General features: G+C 66.4%; 18 protein-coding genes. 11 read left to right on the top strand and 7 right to left on the bottom strand.

All coding sequences use genetic code 11. The features are described 5' to 3' along the window. Positions 1–29 precede the first annotated feature (29 nt). The 5 genes from rpsF (at position 30) to NL1_RS05580 (ending at position 5,097) form a co-directional block, all read left to right on the top strand. Complete coding sequence (gene rpsF, locus NL1_RS05600) at positions 30–317, top strand: 30S ribosomal protein S6 (RefSeq protein ID WP_067834980.1); 288 nt, start codon at positions 30–32, stop codon at positions 315–317. 91 nt (positions 318–408) lie between these two features. Continuing rightward, positions 409–960 carry a single-stranded DNA-binding protein gene (locus NL1_RS05595; protein WP_067835079.1) on the top strand — a complete coding sequence of 184 codons (552 nt, stop codon included), beginning with the start codon at positions 409–411 and terminating at the stop codon, positions 958–960. A gap of 58 nt (positions 961–1,018) precedes the next feature. Beyond that, positions 1,019–1,270 carry a 30S ribosomal protein S18 gene (gene rpsR, locus NL1_RS05590; RefSeq protein ID WP_067834974.1) on the top strand — a complete coding sequence of 84 codons (252 nt, stop codon included), beginning with the start codon at positions 1,019–1,021 and terminating at the stop codon, positions 1,268–1,270. A gap of 17 nt (positions 1,271–1,287) precedes the next feature. Next, on the top strand, positions 1,288–1,743 hold the full coding sequence (rplI, locus tag NL1_RS05585) for a 50S ribosomal protein L9 (RefSeq protein WP_067834973.1): 456 nt from the start codon (positions 1,288–1,290) through the stop codon (positions 1,741–1,743). Positions 1,744–2,439: 696 nt separating this feature from the next. Next, the gene (locus NL1_RS05580) at positions 2,440–5,097 is read left to right on the top strand and encodes a replicative DNA helicase (RefSeq protein ID WP_067834971.1); all 2,658 of its coding nucleotides are present in this window, start codon (positions 2,440–2,442) and stop codon (positions 5,095–5,097) included. 254 nt (positions 5,098–5,351) lie between these two features. On the opposite strand, the gene NL1_RS05575 is transcribed toward NL1_RS05580, so the two are convergent. Then, complete coding sequence (locus NL1_RS05575; RefSeq protein WP_084510327.1) at positions 5,352–5,579, bottom strand: sigma factor; 228 nt, start codon at positions 5,577–5,579, stop codon at positions 5,352–5,354. A gap of 179 nt (positions 5,580–5,758) precedes the next feature. Between NL1_RS05575 and NL1_RS05570 the strand changes: the two genes are divergently transcribed. From NL1_RS05570 to NL1_RS05555, 4 genes are all read left to right on the top strand, one after another. Then, the gene (locus NL1_RS05570; RefSeq protein WP_067834967.1) at positions 5,759–6,940 is read left to right on the top strand and encodes an NAD(P)/FAD-dependent oxidoreductase; all 1,182 of its coding nucleotides are present in this window, start codon (positions 5,759–5,761) and stop codon (positions 6,938–6,940) included. 85 nt (positions 6,941–7,025) lie between these two features. Beyond that, a complete protein-coding gene (locus NL1_RS05565; protein WP_067835077.1) occupies positions 7,026–7,952 on the top strand; it encodes an RNA polymerase sigma-70 factor in 927 nt (308 codons plus the stop codon). 853 nt (positions 7,953–8,805) lie between these two features. Further along, positions 8,806–9,090 (top strand): hypothetical protein, encoded by a 285-nt coding sequence (locus NL1_RS05560; RefSeq protein WP_156094672.1) that lies wholly within the window; start codon positions 8,806–8,808, stop codon positions 9,088–9,090. A gap of 588 nt (positions 9,091–9,678) precedes the next feature. Continuing rightward, positions 9,679–10,119 (top strand): IPT/TIG domain-containing protein, encoded by a 441-nt coding sequence (locus NL1_RS05555; protein WP_067834964.1) that lies wholly within the window; start codon positions 9,679–9,681, stop codon positions 10,117–10,119. A 327-nt stretch (positions 10,120–10,446) separates the two neighbouring features. On the opposite strand, the gene NL1_RS05550 is transcribed toward NL1_RS05555, so the two are convergent. The 3 genes from NL1_RS05550 to NL1_RS05540 all read right to left on the bottom strand — a co-directional run bounded on the left by NL1_RS05550 (position 10,447) and on the right by NL1_RS05540 (position 12,433). Next, positions 10,447–10,851 carry a hypothetical protein gene (locus tag NL1_RS05550; RefSeq protein WP_067834962.1) on the bottom strand — a complete coding sequence of 135 codons (405 nt, stop codon included), beginning with the start codon at positions 10,849–10,851 and terminating at the stop codon, positions 10,447–10,449. Between the two features lie 258 nt (positions 10,852–11,109). Continuing rightward, positions 11,110–11,475 carry a darcynin family protein gene (locus NL1_RS05545; RefSeq protein ID WP_067834960.1) on the bottom strand — a complete coding sequence of 122 codons (366 nt, stop codon included), beginning with the start codon at positions 11,473–11,475 and terminating at the stop codon, positions 11,110–11,112. A 64-nt stretch (positions 11,476–11,539) separates the two neighbouring features. Then, a complete protein-coding gene (locus NL1_RS05540; protein WP_067834958.1) occupies positions 11,540–12,433 on the bottom strand; it encodes an NAD(P)H-binding protein in 894 nt (297 codons plus the stop codon). Between the two features lie 112 nt (positions 12,434–12,545). Here NL1_RS05540 and NL1_RS05535 point away from each other — a divergent pair, with 112 nt between their 5' ends. After that, entirely contained in the window at positions 12,546–13,502 is a 957-nt protein-coding gene (locus tag NL1_RS05535; RefSeq protein WP_156094671.1) for a LysR family transcriptional regulator, read from the top strand. 255 nt (positions 13,503–13,757) lie between these two features. Here the strand turns inward: NL1_RS05535 and NL1_RS05530 are convergent, their stop codons facing one another. Both NL1_RS05530 and NL1_RS05525 read right to left on the bottom strand, forming a co-directional pair. After that, complete coding sequence (locus tag NL1_RS05530) at positions 13,758–14,273, bottom strand: hypothetical protein (protein ID WP_156094670.1); 516 nt, start codon at positions 14,271–14,273, stop codon at positions 13,758–13,760. A gap of 60 nt (positions 14,274–14,333) precedes the next feature. Beyond that, positions 14,334–14,813 (bottom strand): MarR family winged helix-turn-helix transcriptional regulator, encoded by a 480-nt coding sequence (locus tag NL1_RS05525; protein ID WP_067834954.1) that lies wholly within the window; start codon positions 14,811–14,813, stop codon positions 14,334–14,336. A gap of 45 nt (positions 14,814–14,858) precedes the next feature. Here NL1_RS05525 and NL1_RS05520 point away from each other — a divergent pair, with 45 nt between their 5' ends. Then, the gene (locus NL1_RS05520; RefSeq protein ID WP_067834953.1) at positions 14,859–16,427 is read left to right on the top strand and encodes an FAD-dependent monooxygenase; all 1,569 of its coding nucleotides are present in this window, start codon (positions 14,859–14,861) and stop codon (positions 16,425–16,427) included. A 110-nt stretch (positions 16,428–16,537) separates the two neighbouring features. Here NL1_RS05520 and NL1_RS05515 read toward each other — a convergent pair whose 3' ends face one another. Next, positions 16,538–16,948, bottom strand: coding sequence for a RidA family protein (locus tag NL1_RS05515; RefSeq protein ID WP_067834951.1), 411 nt, complete (start codon positions 16,946–16,948; stop codon positions 16,538–16,540). Positions 16,949–16,962 lie beyond the last annotated feature (14 nt).

Genomic DNA, 16,962 nt, shown 5'->3' with positions numbered 1-16,962 from the left:
TTTCCTAGTCCACAGGAGGTGATTGGTCCGTGCGTCGTTACGAAGTGATGGTCATCCTCGATCCGAGTCTGGACGAGCGCATTGTTGGTCCGTCGCTGGACAACATGCTGAGCGTCGTCAAGACCGAAGGCGGCAAGATCGACAAGGTCGACATCTGGGGCCGTCGCCGGCTCGCCTACGAGATCCGCAAGCAGGCCGAGGGCATCTACGCGGTGGTCGATCTGACCGCCACCCCCGCCACCGTGAGCGAGCTCGACCGCCAGCTGGGGCTCAACGAGTCGGTGCTGCGCACCAAGGTTCTGCGCCACGACAAGTAGTTCCACCGCACTCGTAAGCGTCGGTGCCTGTCTCTAGGCTCTAGCGCAACAGCGAGTGCATCGCGGACTGCACACCGAGCAGGAGGAACCCATGGCAGCAGGCGACACGGTCATCACCGTCATCGGAAACTTGACGGCCGACCCCGAACTGCGATTCACGCCCGCGGGGCAGGCGGTAGCGAACTTCACCGTCGCGTCCACCCCCCGCGTGTTCGACCGTAATACCAATGAATGGAAAGACGGCGAAGCGCTTTTCCTGCGCTGCAACATCTGGCGCGAAGCTGCGGAAAATGTCGCCGAAAGCCTGACCCGAGGCGCTCGCGTCATCGTGAGCGGACGGCTCAAGCAGCGCTCCTACGAAACCCGCGAGGGTGAGAAGCGCACGGTCGTCGAGCTCGAGGTCGACGAGGTCGGCCCCTCGCTCCGCTACGCAACGGCGAAGGTCAACAAGGCCAGCCGCGGCGGCGGTGGGGGCGGCGGCTTCGGTGGTGGCGGTGGTGGTAACTACGCCTCCTCCGGCAGCAGCAGCGGTGGTGGCGGCGGCGGCAGTCGTTCCGGCGGCGCCGAGGACGACCCCTGGGGCAGCGCGCCCGCGGCAGGTTCCTTCGGGGGCAGCCGCATGGATGACGAACCGCCGTTCTGAGACGGCTTTCCTAGGCCCGAATCGCTTTGGGCCAAAATCAATGACGGAGTAAAAGACCATGCCTAAAGCGCCCGCGCGCGAAAAGGTGCTGAAGAAGAAGGCTTGCGCTTTCTGCAAGGAAGCCAAGACCGGCACCGTTTCGATCGACTACAAGGACACCACGCTGCTGCGCAAGTACGTCAGCGACCGCGGCAAGATCCGCGCCCGCCGGGTGACCGGCAACTGCGTGCAGCACCAGCGCGACATCGCCGTTGCCGTGAAGAACTCGCGTGAGGTGGCCCTGCTGCCCTACGTGTCGACGGCTCGCTGAGTAGGGGAGGCACGCAAATGAAGTTGATTCTGACCGCTGATGTGGACAACCTCGGTGCCCCCGGTGACACCGTTGAGGTCAAGGACGGCTACGGCCGCAACTACCTGCTGCCGCGCGGCCTGGCCATCGCCGCCAGCCGTGGCGCGCAGAAGCAGGTCGAGGGCATCCGCCGGGCGCAGGACGCCCGCCGGGTCCGCGACCTGGACCACGCCAACGAGCTGAAGCAGGCCATCGAGGGCCTGGAGTCGGTCTCGCTGAGCGTAAAGACCGCGGGCACCGGCAAGCTGTTCGGCTCGGTGACCCAGGCGGACGTCGCCGCGGCCATCAAGACCGCAGGCGGCCCCGTGGTCGACAAGCGCAGCATCGAGCTGCCGAAGTCGCACATCAAGTCGACCGGCAAGCACGGCATCGTGGTGCACCTGCACCCCGACGTGGTCGCCAAGTTCGACCTGCAGGTCGCCGCCGCGAGCTGAGTCCGCGCCGCCCCCGGGGCGGTTCGGCGCCGCCGCGAGGCGGTTCGCGTGCACGTTCGAAGACCACCCCCGCGATCGCACGGGGGTGGTCTTCGGCCTGCCATGCCGCACCCATCCTATGAATTAGCCATGAGTTTGCCATTGGCGAGTCGTGGTGAGGTGGGGCACTGCGAGTCGCGTCGGCTATCGCACGTCACCTCCGGTTATTCAGCCTGTGGATTACTGCGCAAACCGACCGCTCGCAATGTGACTCAGCTCATAGTGGTCACACACGCTGTTTACCCAACACGCCCGGCCGTTCATCTAGGGCGACACGCCGAGGCTTGATCTATCCACACGTGCACAGATGCGGAAACACGCATCCATCAGCATGTTTAGCCGGAGTGACCTGGGTTTTCCCCACGTTGTACACAGGGGGTGCACACGGTTTGGTTAACAGTCCCAAGCTTATCCACAGTTGTGTGCACAGCTCGGTTTGGCGACGCCCCCTCGGGTCGCCTAGGTTCGTCGCATTGCCCGGAACGGAGCATCCGTGCGGACGCGATCCAGCGCTGTCGCGGTGGTTGCTGAAACCAGTCACAGCGGCCGTGACGAGCGTGTCCACGGCTGTGACGAAACGTGTCACAGCCCCGGAGTAGAACGAAGTCATCGATACGGCGCAATCCGGTCGTGGGGTAGAGAGGACGGTCGAGTCTGGTGACAACCACCGATGACCGCGGGCACACGGACTTCCCGCCCGAACCTCCCGGCGAAGACTTCGGACGCCAGCCGCCGCACGATATGGCGGCCGAGCAGTCCGTCCTCGGCGGCATGCTGCTGAGCAAGGACGCCATCGCCGACGTCGTCGAAGTCATCCGGCCCGGCGACTTCTACCGCCCTGCCCACCAGGCGATCTACGACACCGTCCTCGACCTGTACGGCCGCGGCGAACCCGCCGACCCCGTCACCGTCGCCGCGGGCCTCGACCGCCGCGGCGAACTCAAGCGCATCGGCGGCGCCCCCTACCTCGTCACCCTCACCCAGACCGTCCCCACCGCGGCAAACGCGGGCTACTACGCCGAAATCGTCGCCGAGAAGGCCATTTTGCGCCGCCTCGTGGAAGCGGGCACCCGCATCGTCCAGTACGGCTACGCGGGCGCCGACGGCCAGGACATCGCCGAGGTCGTCGACCGCGCCCAAGCCGAGGTCTACGAGGTCACCGAACGCCGCACCACCGAGGACTTCCTCCCCCTCGAGGAACTCCTGCAACCCACGATGGACGAAATCGACTCCATCGCCTCCCGCGGCGGCATCTCCCTCGGCGTCCCCACCGGCTTCACCGAACTGGACGAAATCACCAACGGCCTGCACCCCGGCCAGATGATCATCGTCGCGGCCAGGCCGGGCGTGGGCAAATCGACGCTCGGCATGGACTTCATGCGGAGCTGCTCGATCAAGCACGGGCTCGCGAGCGTCATCTTCTCGCTCGAGATGAGCCGGACCGAGATCGTCATGCGTCTGCTGTCCGCGGAGGCGAAGATCAAGCTCGGTGACATGCGATCGGGCCGGATGAGCGACGACGACTGGACCAAGCTGGCTCGGCGCATGAGCGAGATCAGTGAGGCGCCGCTGTTCGTCGACGACTCGCCCAACCTGACCATGATGGAGATCCGCGCGAAGGCGCGTCGCCTCAAGCAGCGCCACGACCTGAAACTCGTTGTCGTGGACTACCTCCAGCTGATGACCTCCGGCAAGAAAGTCGAATCCCGCCAGCAGGAAGTCTCGGACTTCTCGCGAAACCTCAAGCTGCTGGCCAAGGAACTCGAAGTCCCGGTGGTCGCGATCAGTCAGCTGAACCGCGGTCCCGAACAGCGAACCGACAAGCGCCCCATGGTGTCCGACCTCCGCGAGTCGGGTTGTATGCCCGCTTCCACCCGGATCCTGCGCGCCGACAACGGCGGCGAAACCACGCTCGGTGAGTTGCTCGCCAGTGGTGAGCAGCCCTTGGTGTGGTCGCTGGACGAACGCATGCGCATGGTCGCGCGCCCGATGGTGAAGGTGTTCCCCAGCGGACGCAAGGAAGTCTTCAAGCTGCGCCTCGCCTCCGGGCGAGAAGTCGAAGCGACCGGCAACCACCCGTTCCTGACCGTCGACGGGTGGATCCCGCTGGAAAAGCTCACTGTCGGGGACCGTCTCGCGACGCCGCGGCAAGTCCCCGAACCGGTGCACACCGCGCGCATGGCGGATTCCGAGGTGATCCTGCTCGCGCACATGATCGGTGACGGCTCATGCGTGAAGCGGCAGCCGATTCGCTACGCGAGCATCGATGAAGAGAACCTCACCGCCGTCACGACCGCCGCACAGCACTTCGGTGTGGCAGCGGTACGCGACGAGTACCCGGCGGCGCGGGTGACCACCCTGCGCCTGCCCGCGCCCTATCGCCTGACCCATGGCAAGCGCAATCCCATTGCGGCATGGCTCGACGAGCTCGGCATCTTCGGCCTGCGCAGCTACGAAAAGTTCATCCCCCCGGCTATTTTCGCCCTGCCGAACGACCAGCTCGCACTGTTCGTACGGCATCTCTGGGCAACGGATGGCTCGGTGCGCTGGGACGCGAAGGGTCGGCAAGCGCGGATCTACTACGCCTCGACCAGCCGGCGCCTCGTCGATGACCTCGCCCAGGCGCTGCTGCGCCTCGGCGTGCACGGGCGTATCAAGCGTGTCCCGAAGTCCGGGTACCGAGACTGCTGGCACCTCATGGTCGACGGCTGTGAGAACCAAACCACCTTCCTGCAAGACATCGGCGTCCACGGCGCACGGGGTCGGGTCGGCGAGTCGGTCCTCACCGAATTGGCCGCCTTCACCCCGAACACCAACGTCGATACGGTGCCCAAGGAAGTCTGGACGAAGGTCCGCGACCTCCTGACGGCCCGGCACATGACGCATCGCGAGTTCTCCGCAGCCATGGGTTCTCGCTTCTGCGGATCGACCATGTGGAAGCGCTCCCCGAGTCGCTCCCGCCTAGCTCGCGTCGCCACCGTCCTCGATGACGCGGACATCGAGATGTTCGCGACCAACGACGTGTTCTGGGACAGGATCGTCGAAATCACCAGCCTCGGCGAACAAGACGTCTACGACGGCACCGTCCCCGGCACGCACAACTTCGTGGCCCAAGGCATTTCAGCGCATAACAGTCTCGAACAGGACGCCGACATGGTTATCCTGCTGCACCGCCCCGACGCCTTCGAACGCGACGACCCCCGCGGCGGCGAGGCCGACCTCATCCTCGGCAAGCACCGAAACGGCCCCACCGCAACCATCACCGTCGCCCACCAGCTGCACCTGAGCCGGTTCGTCGACATGGCTCGCGGCTGAGGCCAAATTGTAGGGTCTCAAAATACGTGGCCAAATCTCAAAATAAGTGGCCACTCGATGACCGAATGGCCATCTATTTTGAGACCGATCCTCCGTATTAGCCGGAGGCACACCGCAGCTCGGTTCGCCAGCCCTATGCGGTTGGCCACATGGAGCCGACACGTGCGGGATCCGCCTGGCCTGCACTCCGGGGGCAGTCGCGGCAGGGGCGTAGGCTCGCTCAACCATCATATTGCGGGGGATCTTTCGGCCGGTCAGGCGTGCGCCGATGTGAGCTGGTTGAGGCAGATATTGGTGAGCGCCTTCGTCAGCCACGCGTCGGGCGTTTCGACGAATTCATGGTCGGCGGCGTGCCAGCGCACAAACGTATCCTGCACCGCGTCCTCGGCATCGCTCGCCGAACCCAACGGGCGATACGCGATCGCCTCCAATCGTGCCCTCGAGTTCTCGAACACCTCAACCTCACGCGCACCAGCCGACATGGCTCGAAGTTGACTGTTGCCGGCCGCTGCAGCGAACCGCAACGCCGCCGCCCGCACCGGCCCGCATGACCGACGCGAGATGTTGCGTGTCTCAGGTCACAGCAATGGATTGTCACGTTCTCCGGGCCTGGCCTGTCCCATAGCCGACCCCAACGAACGAGCCCCCCAGGGAGCAAGCGATGAGCACCACCACTGCCCACGAGATAGTTGTCCTCGGCGCCGGCTACACCGGCCTGATCGCCACGGCTCGGCTGGCCCGCTACACCCGCAAGCTGAACACCCGCATCACCCTCGTGAACCCCTCGCCCCGCTTCACCGAGCGGCTGCGCATGCACCAGGTCGCCACGGGCCAAGAACTGACCGACTTCCAGATCTCGGACCTGCTGAAGGGCACCGGCGTGGAATTCCACCAGGCCGCCGCCACCGCCATCGATACCGCCGACCGCATCGTCACCCTCGACGACGGTGGGGTCCTCTACTACGACACGCTGGTCTACGCCCTCGGCAGCGCCACCGACACGAGCACCGTCCCCGGCGCGGCGGATCACGCTTGGACCCTCAACGATCCCCGTCGGGCGCACCACTTCTCGCAGCGGCTGACCGAGATCGCCGCCGTGGGTGGCACAGTCACCGTCTGCGGTGGCGGACTCACCGGAATCGAGGCGGCCGCCGAAATCGCCGAGACGCACCCCGGGCTGACCGTCAACCTGGTCAGCGCGGCCGAACCCGGTTCCATGATGGGGGAGAAGGCCCGCGCCTACCTGAACCGTGTCCTCGACCGGCTGGGTGTGGTGCGCATGGTCGGGGCGAAGGTCACCAAGGTGCTGTCCGACGCCGTGCGTCTGGACACCGGTGAACTCGTCCCCTCGGACCTGATCCTGTGGACCACGGGGGTGCGAGTGCCGCCGCTCGCCATTCAGGCCGGAATCGCGACCGATGCAAAGGGACTCATCATCACCGACTCCACCCTGCGCTCGGTGTCGCACCCGGAGATCCATGCCATCGGAGATGCCGCCCTGGTGCGACAGGCCTGGGGGCAGATCCACGGCACCTGCCAGAGCGGCGTGGTCACCGCCGACTACACCGCCACCGTCATCGCCCGGCTGCTGCGCGGAAAGACGCTGAAGCCTTTGCGCTTCGGCTACTTCCACCAGCCGGTGAGCCTGGGCCGCAAGGACGCGGTCATCCAGTTCACCAACGCCGATGACACCCCGAACCGGTGGTACCTCCTGGGCAAGGCCGCGGTCATCTACAAGGAGCAGGTCAGCGGCACCCCGCCGGTGGCCGCCAAGATGAGCCGCTACGTGAAACTCCCGGTGCAGCTGTCAAAGGGCGGCCGCGCCACCCGTAAGACGCAATAACTATCCCGAGGTCCGGGGCCCAGGAACCGCAAAATTCTTCGGCCCCACCTGGAATCCGAACCTCCGACCGATAGGGATGGCACCCATGCAGGATCGCAATACCCCCCAGCCGACCCCGGCGACCGAGCCGCGTGAGGTGACGATCGACCCGTTCGTCGAACACCGTCGTCTGCTCTTCGGCACCGCCTATCACCTGATGGGCAGCGTCACCGACGCCGAAGATATACTGCAAGACGCCTGGCTGAAATGGCATGCAGTGGACCAGGATTCGGTGGAACACCCCAAGTCCTACCTAGTGCGCATCGTCACCAACCTCGCCCTCAACCGCCTCACCTCCGCCCGCGCAGCCCGCGAAACCTATATCGGCCCATGGCTTCCCGAACCGCTGATCACTGCACCGAACGCCGCTGAGGAGACCGAAATGGCCGATACCGTGTCGACGGCCATGCTGGTCGTCCTCGAAACCCTCAACCCCACCGAGCGCGCCGTCTTCGTCCTACGTGAGGTCTTCGGCTACTCCTACGCCGACATCGGCGGCGTCCTCGACCGCCCCGAGGTCACCGTCCGCCAGATCTCGCACCGCGCCCGCTCGCATGTACAGGCACGCCGCCCCCGCTTCGACGCGGACGATGCCGCACGCCATGAGATCACCGAGAAGTTCATGGCAGCCTGCCATGGCGGCGACCTCAACGCCCTCATGGAACCACTCGCACCGGAAGTGACGCTGTGGAACGACGGCGGCGGCATCGTCACCGCCGCCCGCCGCCCGCTGCACGGCCCCGACCATGTGGCGCGCTGGCTACTGGGCGTTATGGCCAAACCGGACTCCGCCGACATCCGACTCGAATCCGCAGTCGTCAACGACGAACTGAGCATCGTCGGCATGATCGGCGACCACCGCATCGGCGCACTCACCTACGACATTCACGACGGCCGCATCGAGAACATCCGCTTCCAGGTCAATCCGGAAAAGCTGGGCGGTATCCAGGCAGCGGGCGACGCCACGTCCTGAACACCATCGCAGTTGCCTTACGCCGAGCAAGCCCCGCTCGAGCGCGCGCCCATGACATCCTCGGGAAACGAGTTTCGGCGGAGGAGGCGGAACGATCAACCGAATCACCACCAGCGCAAACGGCTGACGCTCTCCACCGACCGCCGATCCGGGTTGGTCGGCCCCGGCTGACCAACCCGGACCGAACTGAGGAAATGCCATCGAAATGAGGCAAGCGAAGTTGGCAACTGCGTGAGACACGTTAGAAAGGGCCAGGTCAATCGACTGGCAGATGCCACGAATTTTGAGACCCTACACAAATGTAGGTTCTCACGAACCGCTTCGTAATCTCACGGGCGATTCGTTGCGACTTCGCATACGAAATCGCCCATGAGATTTCTGCCGGACTTCCCATGATGTCTTGGTGAGCGTGGCAGGCTGTCGCTTGGGTTCGGCGGGTGTGATTGATTCGGCGGTGGGATGCAGATCGTGATGCAGTGGGTTCGGACATCCTGGACCAAGAACTCCCGCGGCGGGACTGCCGCAGCTGTCAGGAACACTGCGCCGATCGCATTCGATGACCGCGCGCCACAGGGAATTCCGCGAAGCCATGCGACTCATGCGCCGCCGCGACCGCAACTTCGCCGGGCATGTCGGAGCCGTGGTATGACCGCCCCGGGGCTCGCGACCGGCTGGCAGGATGTGCGGCCATGAGAACTCCGCCTCCTGCGTTGGATATCGAGACCGTCTTCCCGCAACTGCGTGGATACGAACGCAGGACCACTATGCTCCACCCGACCCCGGGTGAGCCCGGGAGCCGCGACTCCTCGATCGGCGGACCACTGTGGTGGCCCGCCGATGAGGAATGGCCCATGTGTGCAAGGCAGGCGGCTGGGCAGGCGATACGAATGTGGGCGGTCCCTACTTCGACATCTTCGTCTGCGAGTGCGGGACGGCGCTGCACACGTTGCTCACGCTGTCCTCCGGTGAGGTCGCCCACGACGTCGCCGCCACGCCGACGACATACGCCACGACGCCGTGGATCGACTCCGGCGAGTACACCGAGCCCCACGGCATGCAGCTCGGGCGCGGGATGTTTCTCAACATCTTCTACTGCCCGACCTCATGGGACCACCCGATCCGCCGCTACGTCATGTGAGGCTGCCACAGCTGAGACTTCGCACAGTCGGATCGCTTTTCGGGCGATACCAGCCGAGCGCGGCTCTAGCATACGAAGCGGTTCGTGAGACAACAGCGCTGCGAAGTCATCGTCAGACAAGGGGATGTCGCAGGTCGTGGCGTCGGCTTACGAAGTCGGCTGCGAGACCCTACACCAAATCACTTGTAGGGTCTCAGAACTCGTGGCGGAATCTCAGAACGATTGGCAGTGACGTGGCGGATCCGCCATGGTTCTGAGATTTCGCACTCTTCGCTGGCAGATTGGCATGCTCACCCCGTGCGGTGATCGAAGCAGCCTCCGCCGACTGTCCTGGCCGTTTGTCGGCATTCTTCTGACGGTCGGCTCGAAGCGTGGCGGTCCGACTGCCCTGAAATACCGATTACCGTGTGTCGCCACGGACGGTATCTGTTTTCGACACCGGCACATCCCCTGCAACGCCGCGCGGCGAAGCCCGCTAGCCAGGTCACTGCGGGTTTTGGGCCATTGGCATGCGCTGGTCTGCGCAGGGGTGCCACGCTTGGTTTGCTACCGCACTGGAGCAGCCCGATACGAGGGAGGTACAGGTCGATGGCTCAAATCACCAGTGTCAGCCCCAGGACAGCCAAGTTGAGTGGCGGTGACCAGCTAGTCGTGAAAGGGTCGGGTTTCACAGGGGTCAGCCGGGTCTTCGTCGAGAACGTGAACTTCAAGCAATGGGACGCGCAGTTCACGGTGGACAGCCCTTCGCAAATCACCCTGACAATGCCTGCGACAACCGGCGGCAGAATGCATGTCTTCGTCGTCGCTAACGGGCGAGAGTCCACGGTCCCCCAGGTGCCCGTCCTGGAATCTGACGGTGACCGCTTGACCAGCGCGGGAACAGGCGGAGCCAACTGGACGACGGAGGCCGGCCCCGCTGCTCAGATCGACGTGACAGACTTCGGCCCCGCGGAGGCGGCGGAGGCGCTCAATCAGGCGTGGCTGAGCAACATGCCCACTAGGCTTCCCCCAGATCTTTTCGACCAATGAGCGCTTCCAGTGTCGTGCGGGTCGTCCACGCACTGAGCGCTCGGCGGCTGGACGGCCCGCAGAGCAGAACACCGCCGTTATCTCCAGTCCGCGTGTGAGAGTGGTTCGTTGACCGACGGGTCGACGTCTGCGGGGTGTTCGCGGCGCTGTCGGCGTAGCGGAGGCATCTGGTCCGGACTCGCACGGCGAGCAGGCGACGGCATGCCACGTCCTCGAGCCAGTAGCCGAGACAACCGATCAACCTGAACCACACAGGAGAACCGTGTCGCGGGATCCGGAGAGGACCCCGCGACCAGCCACCCGCTGTGCTGCGCCGACCCGCATCCCTCAGGCGGCGTCGAGGGCCGCGGTGATCTTGCGGGCCATCGCGGCCACCGCGGGGCTGGGCCCGCCCTTGCCGAGCTGGGTGGCGGCTTCGACAGCGACCAGGACGGTGCCGCGGAAGTTGTCGGCCTCACCCGGATACTGCTCACCGAGCAGGCTCATGGCTGCGGTCAGGGCAGGCAGCGCCTGGTCGGCGAGTTCGGCGACCGACTTGCCGTGCAGGTGGATGTCTTTGGACTTGGCGGCGAGCACATGCCCGACCAGCCCGGTCGCCGAGGTCAGCGCGATGCAGCCGTGCGTGATGCCCTTGTGCGGTGCACCGGCGGCGGCCATCAGCGACACCGCGCCGTAGGCGGCGGTGCGCAGGGTGCTGTTGTCCTGGTCGGTCAGGGTGATGGTGATGGACATGTCGTGTACTCCTCGAAATCGGTTGTGGCACCGACTGGAACCGTGTCGGTGCCGGTCGTTTTGTTCGATGTACACACTCTCGCCGGGCTCGCTGACACCGACCTGACACACACCTGACACCTCCACTGACACCGCCCATCAACGCGCCAGTCAAATCCCGCTGGCGGTCCGCCACGACTTTCGAGACCTACAAACGGCGATCGAGCTCGTTGGCCGATGTCCTCCGGCCGGTTGACATCGGCCCAGGCGGGCGGGGGTTCAGGTGGTGATGGTGGCGATGGGTTCGAGGTCGTAGGTTCGGGCGTAGCCGTTCTCGGTGCCGACGAGGAGGTCTACGACCTCGAAGTAGCGGTCCCAGAACGGGGTTTCGCGTAGTGCGTCGATGAGGAGCTGGTAGGCGTGGTGGTCTTCTGCTTCCCATACCCAGATGTCGGTGACGCGTGCGGAGTAGAACTCGGTGTCGTAGAAGCGTGACCGTACGCCGGTGGTCTTGGCCTCGATGGCGGGCAGGACCTGGGTGGTGAAGGCGTGCACACGTTCCTGGACGGTCAGAGCGAGCCACTCGGGTGTGGTCTTGACGAGTATGAATGCCGTGACCGGTGATTCGGTCTTTTCAGCGGGCATCAGGATTCCTCCAAAGGTGTAGGTGCGCTGGGCACCAGGGGTTCCGGGCGACGGGTGGTGGGCCTCAGGAGTGGACAGCGGGCTTCAGGGTCTGGGCGCACCACTGCTCGAAGCTGGTGGGGGACGCGGTGTCCGGGGTGCGGGCGACTCCGGCGTCGAGGCCCTGGTCCTTGGCCCGCTTCATGTCGACGACACCCTGGACGAACTCCCCGTCGAGGCCATAGCCGACGAGGGTGGTGTGCAGCTCGTCGAGCGACTGGCGTTCGTAGCGGACGGGGCGGCCGAGCTGTTCGGTCATGATGCGGGCCAGGTCGTTGGGGGACAGGTCCTGCGGACCGAGGACGGGGACGCTGTCGGTGCCGGTCCACGAGCGGTCCAGCAGCAGGCCGGCGGCGACGGCCGCGATGTCGGCGACAGCAACGAGGGGGGCTTTGCGGTCGGCGTCGACGACGTCGGTGAACACGCCCTTGTCGCGGATCGAGTCGACCTCTTCCAGGAGGTTCTCGAAGAAGGACGGGTTGGCCAGTGCCCGGTAGGCGACGCCGGCGCCTGCGATGAGGTCGTCCATGGCGAGGGAGGCGGTGACCAGGCCGGCGCGGTCGGCGACCGGGGTGCCGCGGCCGAGCGCGGACACCCCGACGACATGGCCGACGCCGTGGGCGGCGAACGCCTTCGCGGCGGGGCGGGTGAAGCCGCTGTAGCCGTCGTGCGGGGTCTGGGAGGCGTCCGGGGGGACGAGCCAGAAGACGGCGTCCGCGCCCTCGAAGGCCCGGTCGAGGACCCTGGCGTCTGCGTGCGAGCCGGTGATCTCCTCGACGCGTCCGCGCGCCGCGTCCGGGAGCCGCGCGGGATCGCGCACGATCACCCGCAGTTCCTCACCCGCGGCGGGGGCGGACTCCAGCAGCCGGGAGAGCAGGGGACGGCCGATGTTCCCGGTAGGAGCAGTAATAACGATCATGAAAGCCTCGCAGGTCGTGGTGGATCGGTGCACCCGTCATCCTGCGGAGAGCCAGGCGTTGCCACAATGGGAACTTCGGCACTGAATTATTGACTGAAATGGAATAACGCTGGTGAACAGCCCGGATCCGGTCATCGACGCCAATCTCGCCATCGCGCTGGACGCCCTGCTGACCGAGCAGAGCGTCACCCGCGCTGCTGCCCGACTGCACACGTCGCCCGCCGCCATGAGCCGCACCCTCGCCCGCCTGCGCCGCATCCTCCAAGACCCCCTCCTGGTCCGGGCCGGACAGACCATGGTCCCCACCCCGCGTGCCCAGGCCCTGCGCGAAGAAGCCGCCGCGGTGGTGCGCAGCCTCGGAGCACTGCTCAGCCCCGGCACGGGCGTCGACCCCGCCGACCTGAGCAGGACCTTCACCCTCCAGGCCGCCGACCTGGTCGGCGCGGCACTGGCCCCCCGGCTGCTGCCACTGGCCCAGCAGGAGGCGCCGGGGGTCTCGTTCCGGCTCCGGGCCGAAGAGCTGGAGGCCGGATCTGCACTTCGCGACGGCCGGATCGATCTGGAGATCGGATCCATCGATCACGTAGACCCCGAAACCCAGGTCGAAGAACTGGTCAGTCTGCGCATGGTGGCGGCCGTCCGGCCCGGCCATCACCTCACCGAAGAACCCTTGACCCCGGCCCGGCTCGCTGCCGCCCAACACGTCGTGGTCAGCCGCCGTGGCCGGTTCACCGGCCCGCTCGACACCGCGCTGGCCGAGCAGAACCTCCAACGGCGGGTCAGCGTCGTCCTCCCCAGCCACCTGGCCGCCATGACCCTCGCCGCCCGCAGCGACATCGTCTGCCTCGTACCCGCCGCACTCCCCGGTGCCGGCCCGTCGCCCCTCACCGACGACGCGACCGCCCTCGGGCTGCACCTCCTCGACATCCCCCTGGCACTGCCGCCACTGACCATCAGCATGGCCTGGCACCCCCGGCACACAGCCGATGGAGCCCATCACTGGCTCCGCAGCGCCATCCGCCGGACCCTTCGCACGCCCGGGAGCCCAACCACATCATCCGACACGTGAGAGTCCTGATCACCCGGTCCGCGAATCCCGGCAGTACGGCGGCCTGGACTGCGATGCCCGCAAAGGAACCGCCGGGTGATGGCTCTCGAGTCGGCGCCCTCAGTCACGTGCCGTGGCAGGCGTGGTGGCTGTAGGAGTCCTCAGACAGATCAATGCGGCCACCATTTGAGACGACATCAGCATCTGCGGGTCGGAAAGTCGGCGCTGGCCAAGACTTTTGAATCCGCCTGTATGTGCGTGGCGGCGATCGACGGCCTAGAGACCCTGCGTCGGCACGAACCGCAGGGCTACCGTCTGGCCCGCGGCGGTGCGCTCGCGTGTGATCGCCAAAGTGCCGGGGCCGACCACGACGTCGAGGCGTTCGCCTTCCCCGTGGGTAACGCCTGCGTGGTCACCGGTGGTCGTCATATTGAGCGGCGGATAGGCGAGGGCGAGGACCAGCGTTCCGCTCGGCACATCGACGAGCCCCATCGGATGGGTTTCGGTACGTGGCTCGTGTTCGAGGCCGTCCGCAGGAATCGGGTGGACGCCCGGCTCGACCGGCGGTGAGATCCAGAGGGTTCCGTCATCGCCGCGGCGCACCTCGTGCCGGCCGTCACCGTGGGCTTCCTCGACGTAGCCGCGCAACCCGTCGAGCACCAGTTGCGTGCTGCCCTCAGCGGCGAGCTCGTCACCGTGGACATCCCAGCCGCCGAACCGCGCCCCCGCATCACACAGCACCAGGAAAAGCCCGTTGTGCACGGGATTTCGGATGGATCCAAGGTATTTCACGAGGGGTCAGCCTACGGCCGGGGGCTCGCTCGACGCGGCACGTCGGCGATGGCATCGGGCTCACTCGTCGGAATGCGGTGTGGCTTCTGCGTTTCCACCGGATCCAGCCCTCTCGGGCTCGAGGTTGTCGTTGAGCCGGGTCAGCAGCTGTTCGAGGGTCCGGATCTCGGCGGCGCTGAATCCGGCGAGGGCCCGCCGTTCGATTTCGGCCAGCTGCGTGCGCGCTTCGGTCAAATGCGGAGCAGTGTCGTCGGCCAGCGTGATCGTCTGACTACGGGCATCGCGAGGATTCGGTGCGCGGCGGATCAGCCCGTCCCGGTCCATCCTGGTGAGTAGTTGGGCCATGGAGGGCTGCTCGATGCCGGTGGCTTCGGCCAGTTCCTTCTGGGTCAGTGCTGTGCCGTTACGCAGCAGGGCCAGGACCGGGACCTGGGCATACCGCAGGCCGAGGGGCCGCAGCGCTGCATCGCCGTCGCGGGCGAGCGTGCGTGCTGCGCGGTTGATCAGCCGGGCCAGGCCGGGCATCGACGGGGTGTCCATGACACCACTTTACATAGGATCCTATCTAGAGTTACATAGGATCCTATGAATTATGAATTTTCGACATCCCGGACTCAGGTCGTCATCGCGGGCGCCGGGCCGACCGGCCTCATGCTCGCCGCCGAATTGCGGCTCGGCGGAATCGACGTTGTCGTGGTGGAGCGGCGGCCTGCTGGCACCGTCGGCGAGTCGCGCGCACCCGGCATCAACGCTCGTAGCGTCGAGATCTTCGCCCAACGCGGTTTGGCCGAGGAGTTCCGCAGCCGCGGCAAGATCCTGCCCGCAGTCCTGTTCTCCGGCCTTCCCATGGCCCCGCACCGGTTCGATCCGGACTGGCCGACCGCACTGATCGTGCCGCAGCACGAGACCGAGCGGATCCTGACCGCCCGCGCCGTCGAACTCGGCGTCCGGATCGTGTGGTCGACCGCGGTGGCGGACCTGCGCCAGGACGACGACGGGGTCGAGGTCCTGCTCGACGGGCAGGACGGCCCGGCTTCGATCCGCGCCGATTACCTCGTCGGCTGCGACGGTGGGCACAGCGCCGTGCGCAGGATCTGCGGCATCGGGTTCCCCGGCGACGAGCCGGTCTCGTCCTGGGTGGTCGGCGACGTGCGGTTGGACTGCCCGCCCGACGGCAACGGCGTCTTCGGCCGTAACGAACGGATCGGCACCTACCAGATCTCGCGGGCCGAATCGGGCTGGTTCCGCCTGAGCCTGATGCGCGCGACACCCCCGGCCGACCGCTCCGCACCGGTCACTCTCGACGAATTGCGGGAGGTCATGCGCGACGGACTCGGCACCGATTACGGCCTGCGCGAAGCTCGGTGGGCATCCCGCTTCTCCGACGGGTTCCGTCAGGCCACCCACTACCGCCGGGGCCGGGTCTTCCTCGCCGGCGACGCCGCCCACACCCATTCGCCGATCGGTGGACAGGGGTTGAACCTCGGGATCCAGGACGCGGTGAACCTGGGCTGGAAACTTGCCGCCGTGCTCGACCACGCCTCGGCCGACTCGCTTCTGGACACCTACCACGAAGAGCGGCACCCGATCGCGGCCACCGTGCTGCGACTGACCAAAGCCCAAACCGCTCTGATCAAACCCGGACGCCAGAACGACGCACTACGCGACGTCATCGCCGACATACTCACCGTGCCGGAAGTGTGCCTGCGGCTCAGCGGAATTCTCAGCGGACTGGATCTGCGCTATCCCCTCGGCGACACCCACCCCCTGCTTGGACGCCGTATGCCCAACCTGGCCCTCACCACCGACCACGGCGGCACCGACGTGTTCACCGTGCTCCAGCAGGCACGGCCCATCCTGATCGACCTCGGCGCCGAAGTATCGGCCGACATCCTCACCCCATGGGCCGACCGCGTGGACCGTGTCGACGCCCGGCTCGAATCCGCCCAGCCCGGCGACCGTTGGCACCTGCCCGTTTACGGTGACGTGCCCGCGGTCGACGCGGTGCTCGTTCGCCCCGACGGCTACGTCGCCTGGGTCAACCCGGCCACCCAACCCATCGACCACGCCACCCTGACCACCGCGCTCACCCAATGGCTCGGCGTGGCCGAGACATCCTCCGACACAACGACATTCGACACCACAGTGCGGTGATCGAGCCATCCGGCGCTGCCGCACGAACGAACGCGGCAGTACGCCGAGCGGGTGCAATACAGACACATCGGTGAGGCCCCGCGTCGCTCGCCGTGACGCGGGGCCGAATCTCAGTCGAGTACGGCGAATGCCTCGACCTCGACGAGAACGTCGGGCTCGAACAGGTAGTCGACGCCGATCGCCGACACGGGCGGCAACGGCTGCGGTATGCCGAGTTCGTCTGCGACGCGGTCGATTCCAGCGATGAAGTCGTCGTACTTGTCCGGGGTCCAGTGCGTGACGAAGAACCGGAGGCGTACGACGTCGGCAAAGCTCGCTCCGGCGCCGGCCAGGCCGCGTGCCGTGTTGCGCAGTGCCTGCGCGACCTGGCCGGTGAGGTCGTCGGTCGCGACGGGGTTGCCCTCGGCGTCGCGGGCGATCTGGCCGGCCACGTGCACCTGGCGGGTGCCCGTGCTGATCGAAACATGGTGGTACGGAACGGGAGCGAACATGCCCTCCGGAGTCAGCAGCTGCACTGCCATGATGTGTCCCTTCA

Source organism: Nocardia lijiangensis NBRC 108240 (genome assembly GCF_001613045.1).
GTDB classification, from domain to species: Bacteria; Actinomycetota; Actinomycetes; order Mycobacteriales; family Mycobacteriaceae; genus Nocardia; species Nocardia lijiangensis.
This window is presented reverse-complemented; position numbering and strand designations above follow the sequence as displayed.